This window comes from Acidovorax sp. Root402, from assembly GCF_001425125.1.
GTDB lineage: Bacteria > Pseudomonadota > Gammaproteobacteria > Burkholderiales > Burkholderiaceae_C > Acidovorax > Acidovorax delafieldii.
Window position 1 is genome coordinate 850759 of record NZ_LMDQ01000014.1, and the last position, 15623, is coordinate 866381.

10 protein-coding genes are annotated in these 15623 nt (G+C 64.4%); 7 read left to right on the plus strand and 3 right to left on the minus strand.

Going from position 1 to position 15623, the window contains the following annotated elements; all coding sequences use genetic code 11:
• The first annotated feature begins 257 nt into the window (after positions 1-257).
• Both ASC83_RS15060 and ASC83_RS24445 read left to right on the plus strand, forming a co-directional pair.
• Positions 258-1808 (plus strand): methyl-accepting chemotaxis protein, encoded by a 1551-nt coding sequence (locus ASC83_RS15060; protein ID WP_082522468.1) that lies wholly within the window; start codon positions 258-260, stop codon positions 1806-1808.
• 370 nt (positions 1809-2178) lie between these two features.
• Positions 2179-3768, plus strand: coding sequence for a methyl-accepting chemotaxis protein (locus tag ASC83_RS24445; RefSeq protein WP_056064101.1), 1590 nt, complete (start codon positions 2179-2181; stop codon positions 3766-3768).
• A 41-nt stretch (positions 3769-3809) separates the two neighbouring features.
• Here ASC83_RS24445 and ASC83_RS15070 read toward each other — a convergent pair whose 3' ends face one another.
• Positions 3810-5393 (minus strand): EAL domain-containing protein, encoded by a 1584-nt coding sequence (locus tag ASC83_RS15070; protein ID WP_056064104.1) that lies wholly within the window; start codon positions 5391-5393, stop codon positions 3810-3812.
• A gap of 237 nt (positions 5394-5630) precedes the next feature.
• On the opposite strand from ASC83_RS15070, the gene ASC83_RS15075 reads away from it, so the two are divergent.
• The 3 genes from ASC83_RS15075 to ASC83_RS15085 all read left to right on the plus strand — a co-directional run bounded on the left by ASC83_RS15075 (position 5631) and on the right by ASC83_RS15085 (position 8573).
• Positions 5631-6428 (plus strand): lectin, encoded by a 798-nt coding sequence (locus ASC83_RS15075; RefSeq protein WP_056064106.1) that lies wholly within the window; start codon positions 5631-5633, stop codon positions 6426-6428.
• Between the two features lie 9 nt (positions 6429-6437).
• Positions 6438-6935, plus strand: a complete 498-nt coding sequence (locus ASC83_RS15080) for an EF-hand domain-containing protein (protein ID WP_056064109.1) — start codon at positions 6438-6440, stop codon at positions 6933-6935.
• Between the two features lie 216 nt (positions 6936-7151).
• Complete coding sequence (locus tag ASC83_RS15085; protein ID WP_056064112.1) at positions 7152-8573, plus strand: TAXI family TRAP transporter solute-binding subunit; 1422 nt, start codon at positions 7152-7154, stop codon at positions 8571-8573.
• A 69-nt stretch (positions 8574-8642) separates the two neighbouring features.
• Here ASC83_RS15085 and ASC83_RS15090 read toward each other — a convergent pair whose 3' ends face one another.
• Positions 8643-11171: a DUF1631 family protein gene (locus ASC83_RS15090; RefSeq protein ID WP_056064115.1), complete on the minus strand. Its 2529-nt coding sequence runs from the start codon at positions 11169-11171 to the stop codon at positions 8643-8645.
• Positions 11172-11230: 59 nt separating this feature from the next.
• Entirely contained in the window at positions 11231-12892 is a 1662-nt protein-coding gene (gene ettA, locus ASC83_RS15095) for an energy-dependent translational throttle protein EttA (protein WP_056064117.1), read from the minus strand.
• 298 nt (positions 12893-13190) lie between these two features.
• Here ettA and ASC83_RS15100 point away from each other — a divergent pair, with 298 nt between their 5' ends.
• Both ASC83_RS15100 and ASC83_RS15105 read left to right on the plus strand, forming a co-directional pair.
• Positions 13191-14984, plus strand: coding sequence for a DEAD/DEAH box helicase (locus tag ASC83_RS15100; RefSeq protein ID WP_056064120.1), 1794 nt, complete (start codon positions 13191-13193; stop codon positions 14982-14984).
• Between the two features lie 55 nt (positions 14985-15039).
• Positions 15040-15600: a nucleoside-diphosphate sugar epimerase gene (locus tag ASC83_RS15105; protein ID WP_235509386.1), complete on the plus strand. Its 561-nt coding sequence runs from the start codon at positions 15040-15042 to the stop codon at positions 15598-15600.
• Positions 15601-15623: the final 23 nt, after the last annotated feature.

Here is a 15623-nt window from a genome sequence, read left to right on the forward strand (position 1 = left end):
GGCGGATACTGTGCGCAAAACAACCTTTGCGCATGTCGCTGTTCCGAGTTCAATCGGAGCATGGGGTGATCTGCGGCGCTGCCGATGCTTGCAATAGCTGCGACTGTGGCCGTTTTTCCTCGCAGGCCTTTTCATGCACCGAGCGCGCATTCCCTGCGCGGCAAGCACCGAGGCCCCCGGTGCTTGCGCTACTTGCTACTTACCTGTTAGGAACATGTTCTCGATCTGAATCTAGCCAATTTTTTGAGGAGAAAAGCATGCGACTGTCGAATCTGCGAGTCGGTTTGCGCATGGGCCTGGGTTTTGGCCTTTTGCTGACATTGGTGCTGGCCATGGGGCTGTTTGCCGTGAACCGCGTCAATCGGGTGCAAGGCAGCGTGGAGGACCTTGCCACCAATTGGTTGCCCAGCACCCAGCAGTTGGCAGGCCTCAACGAAGCGCTCAATCAAATGCGCCGTGCCGAGCTGCAGGTGCTGCTGGGTGGCGGTGACAAAGCCCTGCAAGAAGAAAGTGCGCGCATAGACAAGCAGTGGACCCTGGTACCCAATCTGCTGCAGGCCTACGCAAACACACTGGACGACGACGCAGAGCGCAAGCTTTTTGACACCTTCAAAGCTGCGGTCGAACGCTACAAAGGCACCCAGAGCCAACTGCTGGCCCTGGTGCGGGACGGCAAGGGCGATGAGGCCCTGGCGTACCTGCGGGGCGATTCACGGCAGGCATTTCGTGCAACCACCGACGCCATTGGCAAGCTCAACCAGCGTAACGACGAAGGGGTGGAAAAGGCACAGCAAAAAGGCACCGAGAGTTACCGCGCGGTGCTTTGGGGCATCTGGCTGATGGTTGCAGTGGCCTTGGCCCTCGGTGCCGCCATTGGCTGGGTGCTGACACGTTCGCTCACCATTCCTCTGAGTTTTGCGGCGGGCACCGCCGATCGCATCGCTGATGGCGACCTGACGGGCGAAGTGCATTCGTCGCGCGGCGATGAGTTGGGTGACTTGCTGCGCGCCCTTGCCCGCATGCAACAGGCCCTGAACGAATCCGTCACGAACGTGCGTCGCAGCGCCGACAGCATCGCGACTGCCAGTGAAGAGGTGAGCAACGGCGGGCAGGACTTGTCAGTACGCACCGAGGCGGCGGCCGCCAGCATCGAGGAGACATCCGCAGCGCTGCAGCAAGTCACCGAAACAGTGCGCCACAGCTCAACGTCTGCGCAGCAGGCTCACCAGTTGGCGTCGGCAGCTTCGACCGTGGCCGTCCGGGGCGGTGAGGTGGTGGCACGCGTGGTGAACACCATGGATGGCATTCAATCCTCATCGCGCAAGATTGGAGACATCATTGGTGTGATTGATGGCATTGCGTTTCAGACCAACATCCTGGCCTTGAATGCAGCCGTGGAAGCGGCACGGGCCGGGGAGCAAGGGCGCGGGTTTGCGGTGGTGGCCACCGAGGTGCGAACGCTCGCGCAGCGCAGCGCGCAGGCAGCGCGGGAGATTAAAGAGCTGATATCAAGCTCGGTTGACCAGGTGGAAGGCGGGGCGCAGTTGGTCGGGGAAGCTGGCCGAACAATGGATGAAGTGGTGGGCTCGGTACAGCAGGTAAGCCATTTGATTGGCGAAATCGCCAGCGCCATCAAGGAACAGACCCAGAGCGTGGTCGAGGTCAACACCGCCATCTCTCAACTGGACAGCATGACCCAACAGAATGCCGCACTGGTGGAGCAATCTGCTGCTGCGTCAGAGTCGCTGCGCGACCAGGCCGGGCGGTTGATCGAGGTGGTGGCGCGTTTCCGACTCAAGGCCGGTTGAACCAGGAGGACACCCTTTAGTCATCCTGCCAATGAATGGGTGATGGGGGGCATGCCCTTCAGCCTGCTGACCCGCACGACGACCCGGCCTGCAGCCCCGCCACCGGTTTGGCGCGGCGATGCACTAGAGACATTCAGGAGCGCGGCGCAAGGCTTGCAGAGCCTGCTGCGCGCGGTCAAAAAAAACTTTGACTGGGCCGGAAAGTCGCCCAACATCAATGACCACAACACGCCACAGGCCCCGGCGGGGGTGCACTGTGGCGCCCCGCACTACCAGAGCACATGTGGCTGCTGGCTCACAAGCCTAAAAACATGGCGCTTTTTCCCGCACAAAGCGCATCATCGTCATCACCAGCTGGAGGGCCTTTTGTATGAACGTCCTGCAAAACCTGAGCATCAAGACGCGTCTTGGCATTGGTTATGTAGTTATCACCAGTGCCTTGATCCTGGTGGCCATCATGGGCCTGCACGGAGAAGCCAAGACGCAGGAGAGCCTGGACAACCAGGTCAATCACCTGAATGTGGTCAAAAGCCTGGGTAACCAGGTGTTGGATGCTGCGAATGCGCGGGCCATCTCGGCCCGCAATCTGATGATTGCCGGGTCGAAGGAAGATGCCGCTGCTGAACTCCGGCTCATCGGCGCGGCGCACGACCGCATGGGGCGGGCGCTCAAGAGCGTGGAGGAAGCCCTCCAGGCAGCTCCACCTGAGACGGCCCCGTTGCGCAGCCTGCTGGCCCAGATCAAGGAGACGGAAGCCGCCTATGGACCGGTGGCGCTGGAGATCACGCGGCTTGGCAGCCAGGGCGAGAAGGACGCAGCGATCCAGAAGATCAACACGGAATGCCGCCCCCTGCTGACCAAGCTGGTGAGCAACATCGGCGTCTTCCTGGCCGAGAGTGACGCCATCAGCAAACGGGCCAGCGAGCAGTCGATGCGCCAGTTTGAATCGCTTCGCTTGCAACTGGTTGTGCTGAGTGTGGCAATGGTGGCGTTTGCCTGCGTGCTGGGCATCGCCACCATGCGCTCCATCGTCAGACCCCTGAGTGAGGCCAGTCGGGCCACGCAGGAGTTTGCGCGGGGCAATCTGGCCACGCCGCTGGTGGCGCAGGGCAAGGACGAAATCGCCACGGTGGTTGCCTCGATGGAGGCCATGCGCCAAAACCTGTCGAACCTGGTGGCGGGGGTCCGCCAGGGGTCGGAAAGCGTCTCTACCGCCAGCGCCGAGATCGCGCAGGGCAACCAGAACCTGTCGATGCGCACCGAGCAACAGGCCAGTGCGCTGCAGCAAACCGCAGCGTCGATGGAGCAACTGGGCTCGACCGTGAAGCAGAACGCGGACAACGCTATCAATGCGAATCGGCTTGCGCAATCAGCCTCGACTGTCGCGCAGCAGGGGGGCGAAGTGGTGGCCATGGTGGTGGCCACCATGAAGGACATCAACGACTCCAGCCGCAAGATCAACGACATCATCAGCGTGATCGATGGCATTGCGTTTCAGACCAACATCCTCGCGCTGAATGCCGCCGTGGAGGCCGCACGCGCAGGCGATCAGGGCCGGGGCTTTGCTGTGGTGGCCAACGAGGTGCGTAACCTGGCCCAGCGCAGCGCCGCCGCCGCCAAGGAGATCAAACAACTGATCACCGAAAGTGTGGGCCGCGTGGAGCACGGCACCGCCCTGGTGGACAAGGCAGGCCAGACCATGACCGAGGTAGTGGCCAGCATCCGCAACGTGACGCACATCATGGGCGAGATCAGCGCTGCCAGCTCTGAACAGAGCGCGGGCGTCACGCAGGTGGGTGAAGCGGTCACGTTGATGGACCAGGCGACCCAGCAGAATGCCGCGCTGGTGGAGGAAATGGCGGCCGCCGCTTCGAGCCTGCGCGGGCAGGCCGACGACCTCGTGAATGCCGTGGCGGTCTTCCGGATTCACGGTAGCGGGTCGTCACTGCTGCTCAAGTAGCGCCCTCGTCCCGTCCTGCCGCGCCATCCAACAGGGCGGGATCAATCTTGCGCCGAGCCACGTGGTGAAACGGCTGGCTGCGGGCGCATGCCGGCCAGCAGATCATTCAGCGGCATGGCACGGGCAAACTTCCAACCCTGGGCTTGGCGCACACCCCGGGCAATCAGGAAGTCCACCTGGTCCTGAGTCTCGACGCCCTCGGCAATCAGTGCCAGCTTGAGCATGTGGGCCATTTCGATGATGTGGGTAGTCACCGGGCTGATGGCGGCTTGCGCGCCGATGCTGGCGATGAAGATCCGATCAATCTTGAGGGTGTCGATGTCGATGGACTCCAACATGGACAGGCTGGAGTAACCCGTACCGAAGTCATCCAGCGCAATCGATGCACCGATCTGCCGCGCAGCCTGCAGCGCGGGCCGTGCAGCCTCGATGTCCACCAGCCCGCGCTCGGTAACCTCCAGCATGAGCGCGCCCGGCGGCATCTCCATGGCGCTGAAGCGCCGCTGCAGGTACTGCACGGGTCCGTCGGCCACCAGGTCCTGGGGCGAGAGGTTCAGGCTCACATGAAAGCCCGGGCGTGCCTTGAGCATCTCGGGCAAGTCGGCGAGCACCACATCCATCACGTACCGCGTGATGTGCACGATCACCCCGGCCTTCTCCGCTTCTGCAATGAATTCATCCGGGGGCACCAGGGTGCCGTTGCGGCGACGCCAGCGCAGCAGAGCCTCCGCCCCCACCCACTGGCCGGTTTCCAGATCCACGATGGGCTGATAGAGCACGAAGAACTCGCGCCGGCGCAGGGCCGCCCGCAGTCTGACGCGGGGCGACAACTGCCACCGGGTGAGCATCGCGACGCCCAGCGCAAACAGGGCACTGGCCACCAGCCCCAGGGGTGCCAGGATCAGCGCCTGGGCCTTGAGCCCTTCGTGGGCCAGCGCCTTGGGAGCTGCCGCGACCGCCGCCACATTGTTTTCCTTCGACACCCGGAAGACGATGTAGTGGGTCTCGCTTTCAGCCACGTTGTTCACATGGGGCGTGTAGAGGTTCAGCCACTGAGTATCCAGCGGACCTTTGGACCGGATCAGCGCCCGGGGCGTGCTGATCAGAAGCCCCAGCGCGACATCCGCATGAAGCACAGGCATGTCAATCACGATGCCCGGGTGAATGATCACCGCATGGCCGTTGCGGGCGTAGATGTTGAAAGGCTGCTCCGGGGCAAAGGGCAGGCGGGCGCCAATCCAGGTGGAAATACCCGTCGAGGTGACCATGTGGTTGCCGGTGAGCGGTACCACCTCATTGCCCGTGGTGAGCGTGCTGCAGACTAGCGCTCCATCCCTCACCGCCCCCATGCCCTGCAGATAGAACGAGGTGCCCACCAGCTGCTGCATGCGTGTGAGGCTGGCCTGGCTGCAAGCGGGGTGCGGATCTCCGTCCAGATCGTTGAGCGCCGCCACCAGCTGCTGGCGCGAGGCCACGCCGCGTCGCAGCACCTCGTCCGCCAACGAGGTCAGATAGGCGACCTGGTCTTCCTTGGCCTGGCGGTGGGCCACCCACAGGGATGCAGCAATGGGGATGAGCGCCGCCAGCAGCAGTGGGATGGAGGCAACGACATAGAAGCGTTTCATCGGACACGGCAGTGGATGGGTAGTACAAAGGCAGACAAGGGGCTGCCCCAGCGCGACGCCATCATGCACGAACAGTCCTCGCTGCTCCAGCAAGATTTCAACCGATGGCGCCCCTGTCGCCGGGCGCACAAGCATCAGACCGTCCTATGATGCCGGTGACGGTTGGTGCCCTGGGCCGGGGCCCACTGCGCTACACCCATCCCCATGGACCCTGATCGGAACAAGGAGAGTGAACCCATGAGAGACCAGGCCTTTCGGAAACATGCATGGCTGCTATGCCTGCCATTGCTCGTGAGCACCCCGGCGGCACAGGCGCAGGACCAGTTGGTGGATTTGCAGTCCAGCGGCGGCTACACCTCCTACCGCCTCGCGGACGACGTGACCCAGGTGGATCTGGTGGAACAAACCCAGGGGGCCTGCCGCTTCAACCGCACCTGGGGCTACGACCTGACCAATCGCGAGCTGTGGACCAACGGTGGTTGCGGGGGACGTTTCAAGATCACACGCACCTATGCATCCGGTAGCAGCAGCGGCTCCAATGCCGGAGCAGCTGTGGCGGCCGTGGCGGCCATTGCCGGCATCGCGTTGCTGGCCAACCACAACCGGCACGACAACGACCGTCGCCCCGAGTACCCGGACTACCCCGGCCAGGGCGGGGACTGGGGGCGCGAGATCCGGGTGGACGGCCGTCTGTGCCTCGACGTGAGGGGTGGCAAATTCCAGCCCGGCACCACCCTGCAGGTGTACGAATGCAACGGGACGGCGTCCCAGCGTTTTGCGGTGGGGCGGGGTGGGGAGATCCGGGTGCGCGACCTGTGCGTGGACGTGGACCGTGGCGACCCACGGGACGGTGCACGGGTGGTGCTGTGGTCCTGCTCGGGCTCGCGCAGCCAAAGCTGGTCTACCCTGGGTGGGCAGATCGTGAGCCAGCTCACCGGCAAATGCCTGGATGTAGACGCAGGCCAGGTCCGCCCTGGGGCACACACCATGGTCTGGCCCTGCAACCGCAGCCCCAGCCAACGCTGGTGGTGGTAAGGAGGTCCCATGCAAACAACTCTTCACTGGATCTGTGCAGGCGCCTGCGCCCTGGTGCTGGCAACAACGACGCACGCGGCCAATGCGGCCGACACCTCCGTATCGTCACCCACCACGCCACCCCGCCCTGCCAAGGCGCACAAACCGGTGGCACCAACCCTCACCCACCGGCTGCAGGCCATCTGCTCGGCAGCCGATCTCAATCACGACGGCAACGTGTCGCTGGACGAGTTCCACCAGGACATCGTGCAGGGCTGGCACAGCCTGGGGCCCGATGGAGAGGGCTACGTCCATCTCTCCCAGCTGGGCCAATTGCCCCGCATCGGCAAAGGCCCGCTGAGGCGGCTGGCAGCAGCCGACAAGGACGGGGACGGAAAGCTGTCGTTCACCGAGGTGGTGCAGGCACGCATGGCCTACTTCGAGGCAGCGGATGTGGACCAGAACGACATGCTCTCGCTGCAGGAATGCATGGCCTATGAGCGCCAACGCAGGCGCCTGCCGCAGTAGGAGCCCTCGCTGGCCGGCGGTTTCAGTCCTCCAGCTATCTGAGACCTGGGCGACTCCCGGTGCGGGATGCCCAGAGCTGGTGCGCGCCGCCGCCACGCCTGCCTGGATAATCCACCGGCTCGCTGATAGCGAGGTATGGCTCCGGGACCACCCAGGGGCCCCGCCATCCCATCCAGGCATACCGCCGCCCCGTTTCGCTCTGTTTGTCCATCCCCTATGCCCCAGGCCTTTCGCAACACTTTCCTCACCCTGCGCGATCTGATTGTGTCGGCAGGCCCCCTCGCCTTCTTGGCGGTCGGGCTGCTGGTGCTGGCCTATTGGTGGCTCAACCCCAATCCCCCCAAGACGGTGACCCTGGCCACAGGCCCCGCCCAAAGTGCCTATGAGGAGTTTGGCAAGCGCTACCAGAAGGCGCTGGCGGCAGACGGCATCGATGTGGTTCTGCTGCCCAGCGAGGGCTCATCGCACAACCTGCAGCTTCTGCGCGACGGCCAGGCCGATGTCGCTTTTGTACAGGGCGGCACAGCCGAACTGCAACCCGATGATCCGGACAACCTGGTATCGCTGGGCAGCCTGTTTGTAGAGCCGCTGTGGCTGTTCTACCGCACCGATGCAGCAGAGCGCATGCACAACGCACCCCGGCTCGATGGCCTGCGGCAGCTACGCGGCTGGCGGGTCAATGTGGGGTCGGAGGGCAGCGGCGTGCCCACGCTGATCGAGCGGCTGCTGCAGGCCAATAAGGTGGAGCCCAGCGCAGTCAAGCTATCGCGCCTGGAACAGACGCCCGCGACGGTGGAGTTTTTGGCGGGGAGGCTCGACGCCTTGGTATTTGCCTCGGCGCCTGAATCGCTGATGGTGCAGATGCTGCTGCAAACGCCCGGCGTGCAGCTGCTGGATTTTGCGCAGCACGAGGCCTACGCAAGGCGGTTTCCGTTCCTCACCCCCGTGACCTTGCCACGCGGGGTGGTGGACCTCGCGGCCAACGTGCCCCAGCGCGATGTTCGGCTCGTGGCCACCACCACGTCCCTGCTGGCGCGCGACGGCACGCACCCCGCCCTACTGACCCTGTTTGCCCAGAACGCACAAAAGCTGCACAGCGGCGCAGGCTGGTTCAACCGAGCGCGTGAGTTTCCCAACACGCGCGGCAGCGAGCTGCCGATTGCCAAGGAGGGCGACCGCGCCATGAACGAGCCGGTGCCCATGCTGCAACGCTACCTGCCGTTCTGGATGGCCAACCTGATTGAGCGCATGTGGCTGGTGCTGGGCATCTTGCTGGCCATCATGCTGCCGCTGTCGCGCATCGTGCCGCCGCTCTACCAGTTCCGCGTGCGGTCGCGGGTGTTTCGCTGGTATGGCCGCCTGCGCGAGATCGAAAACGACCTGGAAATGGGCAAAAGCGACCCCTCAACCCTGCTGCGCACCCTCGACGGACTGGAAGCCCAGGCCGAAAAGGTGAGCGTGCCTCTGTCGTACGCGGACGAGCTGTATGCCCTGCGCAACCACATCCACCTGGTGCGCAAAAAACTGCTGCGCGCGTCGGAAGGGGCTGGTGGATCTGCTGACCACAGCACGCCGGGCGAAGGGATGACGAACAATAGCGTGACGGAAACAGGGAGTGCAGCAGGAACTGGGCGTTGACCAGCTCTACAGCTGCACAAGGCCGCTCGCGGCCTCAAGGTGGCACGCGCAGCGCGCGTGTCTGTGCGATCAGCGATTCTTGGGCGACTTGGCACCCGAAGCCGGGGCCAGGGGGGCGGATTTGGACAGCGGCGCCATTTTGGAGCCGAAGCCCGTACGGCCCTCGGACGACTTGCGATCTGCCCCGCCCGTTTCCGTAGAGCCCGAAGCGCGGATCGCAGGCTTGGCAGGCTTGGGCGGCTGGGCCGGCACCACGCGCAGCGAGCCTTCGGCCGCCAGCTTGTCGCGCATGCGGCGGGTCATGGATTGGGTGCTGGCATCCGGCGCAGTGAACAAAAACAGGGTGCCATGCGGGCTGGCCCAGGTCAGCTGGGTGCGCACCACCCGGCCATTGGTCACCAGCTCCACCCAGGCCCCGATGACAAAATCAGCGTAAGGGTCCGGGGTGTCCAGCGGCGCCTGGGCACTGTCCTGCGGTGCAGGAGCGGACGCCTCTGCCGATTCGGACGGCTCTGTCGCCTCCGGGGCCACTTCGGGCTCTCCCGCAGGGGCGGACACTGGGGCAGGAGCCGGTTTTTCAAAAGCGGCCTGGTGCAACGCCACAAGCCGCTGCAAGAATGCGCTGGTCTGCACCGCCGGGTAGTTGATGGTCTTGAGGCCCTTGCGCAGCTTGGCCAGCAGGCCGGGGATGGCTTCGTTGAGCCGGTCCGTCTCCTGGCGCGTGAGGTCAGGCTGCGCAGTCCACAGCAACACCGGAACCAGCGCCAGGTAACCGCTGGGGTCATCTTCCTGGCTATCGTCACTGCGCATCACCTGCGCCAGCGCCACTACGTCAGCCCAGGGGCCCGCCGCAAAATCCAGCACGTCCGACGGCACCTTGTCCACATCCGGCAGCTTGCGGATATCGGCTGCGATCTTCTCGGCCAGCAGTTCGCGCTGCTCCGCCTGCAATTTGGCTTTCTGCTCGGCCTCCTGCTGGGCCTTGATCTTTTGCTCCTGGGTGTCCCAGGCAGACTGCAGCGCCTTGAGCACGGTGTCGAACGGCCCCGCGTCCTTGACCTCATGGGCAGACAGGTGGCCCACAGCCTCGGTCACCAGTCGCATGAAGCGGCTGAAGCCAGGCTCTGTCTCGGCGGTGAATGCCAAGCTGCGCTGCGTAAGCTCGTCAAGCAGGCGGCGCGCAGGGTGGCTGCTGTCGGTAAAAAACCGGCCGTCGTGGTGCACCAATTGCTTGAGCGCAGGCTCCAGGCTCTTGACGGCCTGCTGCACAGGGGGCAGCAAACGGGCGTCCTGGGAGATGTTGGCCATCATGCGCCCCACCACCTCCACCGCCATGGCGGTGGACTGGGTAGCAGCCTCCATGGGCATGGCTGCATAGACCACCGGCGCAACGCCAGGCCCACGCCAGCCTGCGAGAGGCACGGGCAAAGAGCCCGCCTGGCTGACCGTGCCCCCACCGGCAAGACGGCCCACCAGGCGCTCCAGCTGCGCCATGTCTTCAATCGCTTCAGCGGCCGCACCCGACGGGTAGTAGCCCCCGGCCAACGATGACTGAGCGCTGGCGGCTCCCGCGCGGGGGTCCACCCAGCCCGGCTGACCCGCGCCGCTGGGCATGACCACCGCCTGTGCGGGCACGGCGCCGTAGACCGGAGGAGGGGCAAATGGATCACCGCCCGCCAACATCTGGCGCAGGATGCCGACCGTGAGCAATGCCTCTTCGGCAGCGTCCACGGGCACAGGCACCATGGCACCCTGCTGGGAGTCGCCGCTCCAGCCTGTGCTGGGACCCATACCACGCCCATAACCTGTGTTGCCATAGTCGCTCATGGGCGCGTTCATTGAGGGGCCGTACCCGGAATAACCGCCCCCGTAACCCGTACCGGGCCCGCCATAGCCAGACCCACCGTAACCGGTGCCTTGGCCGCGACCGCCGCCCGCAGGCGTGCCCAGCACTGCGTAGCCCACCGGCTGTACGCCATGCTCACGCAAGCTCTGGGCGGTTTTTTTGTATTCTTCGGCCAGCAGCTTCCCGAGCAGGTCGCGCATGTGCTGCATCCACAGCTGCCGTACCTCGGCCGAGACGCCGGTCTCACCCACCACCTGCTGCAATGCACGGATGTAGCTCTCGGGCCGCAGAGGGTTGCGCTCGGGTTGCACGCTGCGCAAACCTTGCGCAGCGCTCACCAGGGTGTTGAGTTCGGCCAGTACGGCGTCGGTAGCATGCAGCGCAGACTGCTGGGCCTTGGACAGTTCCACCTGGGCCTGCATCTCGCTTTCGTCCATGAGCGAAAGCTCGCCAAAGTCCATGCCGGTGTCATCGGCCGAACTGCGCCCCTTGGCTACCGCAGGGCCTTCGGCAAATATTTCCAGCAAGGCCATGGGATAGCCCTTGACCAGCGCAGCCTCGTGCTCGTTGAGCAGCCGCAGTGCATCACTGAACAAATTGCGCTGTTGGATGTTGCGGCTGGCCGACTCCTCGCTAGTCAAGGCACTTTGGGTGACCTTGACGAGCTGCCCCATCAAGGCCTCGCCACCGCGAACGGCGTTGACAACGCAGGCGCGGAAAACGGCTCTCAGACGCGATGCGGGCAGGGACATGGTGGGAGGGAGGAATCGGACAAGAGGTTTCCAGATGCAATCCTACTTGACCTCGGCCTTTATTTGAGGGCCTTGAAACGCATCCGCTTGGGCTTTGCACCTTCTTCACCCAGCCGCTTCTTCTTGTCGGCCTCGTACTCCTGGTAATTGCCGTCAAAGAACGTCCACTGGCTGTCACCTTCGGCGGCCAGAATGTGCGTGGCGATCCGGTCCAGGAACCAGCGATCGTGGCTGATAACCAACACTGTGCCCGCGTATTCGAGCAAAGCGTCTTCCAGCGCGCGCAGGGTTTCCACGTCCAGGTCGTTCGAAGGCTCGTCCAGCAGCAGCACGTTGCCGCCAGCAATCAGTGTCTTGGCCAAGTGCAGACGGCCACGCTCACCGCCCGACAGCATGCCCACCTTCTTTTGCTGGTCGCCACCGTTGAAGTTGAAGCGCCCTGCGTAAGCACGGCTGGCCATGGTGAACTTGCCGATGTTGATCATGTCCAGGCCGCCGGAGATGTCTTCCCACACGGTCTTGTCGTCCGACAGGGCATCGCGGTGCTGGTCCACAAAGGCCATCTTCACGGTCGAGCCGATCACCACCTCACCGCTGTCCGGCTGCTCGCGGCCCGCGATGAGCTTGAACAGGGTCGATTTACCGGCCCCGTTCGGACCGATGATGCCCACGATGGCACCCGCAGGGATAGTCATGGACAGGTTGTCGATGAGCACACGGTCGCCGAAAGACTTGGTGACGTTGTGGAACTCAATGACCTGGGTGCCCAGGCGCTCGGCCACAGGAATGAAGATTTCCTGCGTTTCGTTGCGCTTTTGGTATTCGTAGTCGCTCAGTTCCTCGAAACGGGCGATACGCGCCTTGCTCTTGGCCTGACGGCCCTTGGCGTTCTGGCGCACCCATTCCAGTTCCTTCTTCAGGGCCTTGGCGCGTGCCTCCTCACCCTTGTTTTCAGATTCCAGACGGGCCTGCTTCTGGTCCAGCCAGGTGCTGTAGTTGCCCTTGTAGGGGTGACCGTAGCCGCGGTCCAGTTCCAAAATCCACTCCGCCGCGTTATCGAGGAAGTAGCGATCGTGGGTGATGGCCACCACGGTGCCCGGAAAGCGGTGCAGAAACTGCTCCAGCCAGTCCACCGATTCAGCGTCCAAGTGGTTGGTGGGTTCGTCGAGCAGCAGCATGTCGGGCTTGGACAACAGCAGGCGGCACAGCGCAATGCGGCGCTTTTCGCCACCAGACAGCAGCCCGACCTTGGCGTCCCAAGGAGGCAGGCGCAGGGCATCGGCAGCGATTTCGAGCTGGTGCTCGGAGTCAGTCCCCGCCGTCGCAATGATGGCTTCCAGGCGAGCTTGTTCAGCGGCCAGTGCGTCAAAGTCTGCATCGGCCTCGGCGTAGGCGGCGTACACCTCTTCCAGCTTGGCCTTGGCGGCAAACACCTCGCCCATGGCCTCTTCCACGCTTTCGCGGACTGTGTGCTCCGAGTTGAGCTGGGGCTCCTGGGGCAGATAGCCGATCTTGATGCCGGGCATCGGAATGGCTTCGCCTTCGATTTCCTTGTCTACGCCGGCCATGATCTTGAGCAGCGTGGATTTGCCCGAGCCGTTCAGACCCAGCACACCAATCTTGGCGCCCGGGAAAAAGCTCAGGGAGATGTCCTTCAAGATCTGCCGCTTGGGCGGCACGGTCTTGGAGACGCGATTCATCGAATAAACGTATTGGGCCATGGAGGGTTCTAGCTTGCGAAAGTGGGCAGGAAGTCTGCATCCGAGCAGGTTCAGAGGGCCATTTGGAGCATTCCAAAAAGACGCCGAACGCGCTCTCAAACCCTAGATTATCGGTCCATGCGACAATACCCCCGTTGTGGGCTCCAGTTGCCCGCCACATCAGCACACTGCTGGGGACGAAGGAAGACACGCTTCCGGGCTCCCAATCCTGAACCTCATCAGCCTGAGACTGGCTCAGCAACCTCCCGGTTGCATGACAGGCGGATACCCAGCGCCCCGGACGGGCGCATCCAACGACATGACATTTGACGAACTGAACCTGGCTCCTGCCATCCTGAAGGCCGTGCACGAAACGGGCTATGAAACCCCCACGCCCATTCAGGCCCAGGCCATTCCCGCCGTTCTGGAAGGCCACGACCTTCTGGCCGGCGCGCAGACTGGCACCGGCAAGACCGCTGCGTTCACCCTGCCCATGCTGCACCGCCTCTCGCAAGGCACGGCACCCAAGAACAAGTTTGGCGGCAAGGGCATCCGCGCCCTGGTGCTGACCCCCACCCGTGAGCTCGCAGCCCAGGTCGAAGAATCGGTGCGCGAATACGGCAAGTACCTGGACATCAACTCCACCGTGGTCTTCGGTGGTGTGGGCATGAACCCGCAGATCGACCGCATCAAGCGCGGCGTGGACATCCTGGTGGCCACCCCTGGCCGTCTGCTGGACCTGCAGCAACAGGGCTTCCTGGACCTCTCCACCGTGCAGGTGCTGGTGCTTGACGAAGCCGACCGCATGCTCGACATGGGCTTCATCCACGACGTGAAGAAGGTGCTGGCCCTGGTGCCCAAGGACAAGCAAAGCCTGCTGTTCTCGGCCACCTTCAGCGACGAGATCCGCGAGCTGGCCAACACCCTGCTCAAGAACCCGCAAAGCATCCAGGTCACCCCGCGCAACACCACGGTGCAGCGTATTTCGCAAGTGATCCACCCCGTGGGCCGCGGCAAGAAAAAGCAGGTGCTGCTGCACATCATCCAGCAACACAACTGGAGCCAGGTGCTGGTGTTCACGCGCACCAAGTTCGGCGCCAACAACGTGGCCGAGTTCCTGACCAAGAACGGTGTGCAGGCCATGGCCTTGCACGGCAACAAGAGCCAGAGTGCCCGTACGCAGGCCTTGGCGGGCTTCAAGAGTGGCGAGATCCGTGCCCTGGTGGCCACCGACATCGCCGCACGTGGCATCGACATCGATGACCTGCCGCACGTCGTCAACTACGAAATCCCGAACGTCTCCGAAGACTACGTGCACCGCATCGGCCGCACGGGCCGCGCAGGCGCTACGGGCGAAGCCGTGAGCCTGGTCTGCATGGACGAAGAAGGTTTCATGATGGACATCGAGCGCTTTACCAAGCAGCAGATTCCTGTCCAGGTGATCGAAGGCTTTGGCCCAGAACCCGGCGAGAAGGCGGAACCCATCGCCATGGGCCGCCAGACCATCTGGGGCGGCGCAGGCAAGCCCCCGAGCCGTGATGTGATGCAGGCAGCCGCCAAGGCCGCCCGCAGCGAAATGATGGAGCGCATCCGCACCAACAAGGCAGGCCAGGGCGGCGGCCAAGGTGGGGAGCGCGGCCCCCGTGCAGGCAACGGTGGTGGCGGTGGTGGCCGTTCCGGTGGCGGGGCTCCACGCAACGCCCAGGGTCCAGCCGGCGGCGGCCGCGGAGGCCAGGGCGGTGGTCGGGGTGGTGCCCGTGACGGCGCCGCCCAGGCACCTGCGCGCAGCCGAGGCCCACGCCCCGAAGGCGGCGGTGGTCATCGCTACGATGACGCACAACCTCCCCGCGCCAATGCGCACCTGGGCACACACCTGGGTCACAGCAACCCAGGCCATCGCAGCTCGGGCCACGGTGCGGGCGGTCAGCCCGACCCCATGCGGACCAGCGTGGACAGCATGGCTGAACGCGGCCGCCGTGGCGGCGGTGGTGGTGGTGGGTATCGCAACTCTGGAGGTGGCGGCTATGGTGGCGGATCAGGCACGGGTGGCGGTGGTGGCCGGGGCAACGGGCCTCGTGGGCCAGGCGGTCCTCGCGGCTCTTTTAACCGCTGAGACGCGCAAAGCGCCCCCTGCCAACACCACGGACGCAGCGGGCGCCAGCATCCATGTGCTGCACGCCAAAGGGCGGCGTGCGCCAGCGCTGAACCATCCCCGCCTGCAACTGCACGCGGTGGATTTTGCGGCGATGCCCGCCTTGCCGCACGTCGATGATGTTTACATCACCCTGGGCACCACCATGGCTGCAGCCGGCAGCCAGAGCGCGTTCCGTGCGGTGGACTATGACGCCGTGATGGCCACGGCCCGCGCAGCGCGCGCGGCGGGCGCCACCCGCTGTGGCGTGGTCACCGCCATGGGGGCCAATGCGCAGTCGCGCATCTTTTACAACCGCGTCAAAGGCGAGGTCGAGCGCGACCTTCAGCAGCTGGGTTTTGAGACGCTGGTCATTGCACGCCCATCCCTGCTGATGGGCGAACGCCGGGCGCTGCAACAAGCCCACCGGCCCGCAGAGTCCCTGTCGCTCAAACTGTTTCAGTGGCTGAACCCGGTCCTGCCCGCCAACTACCGTGCCCGCCCCGGGGCGGAGGTGGCCCGTGCGCTCGTCCGTGCCGTACAGTTGGGCCGACCCGGGCTGCAAGTGCTGTCCGGCCGCGCGCTGCAGGCCAGTTGATACAGGGGTGCAGCCGTCGTGAC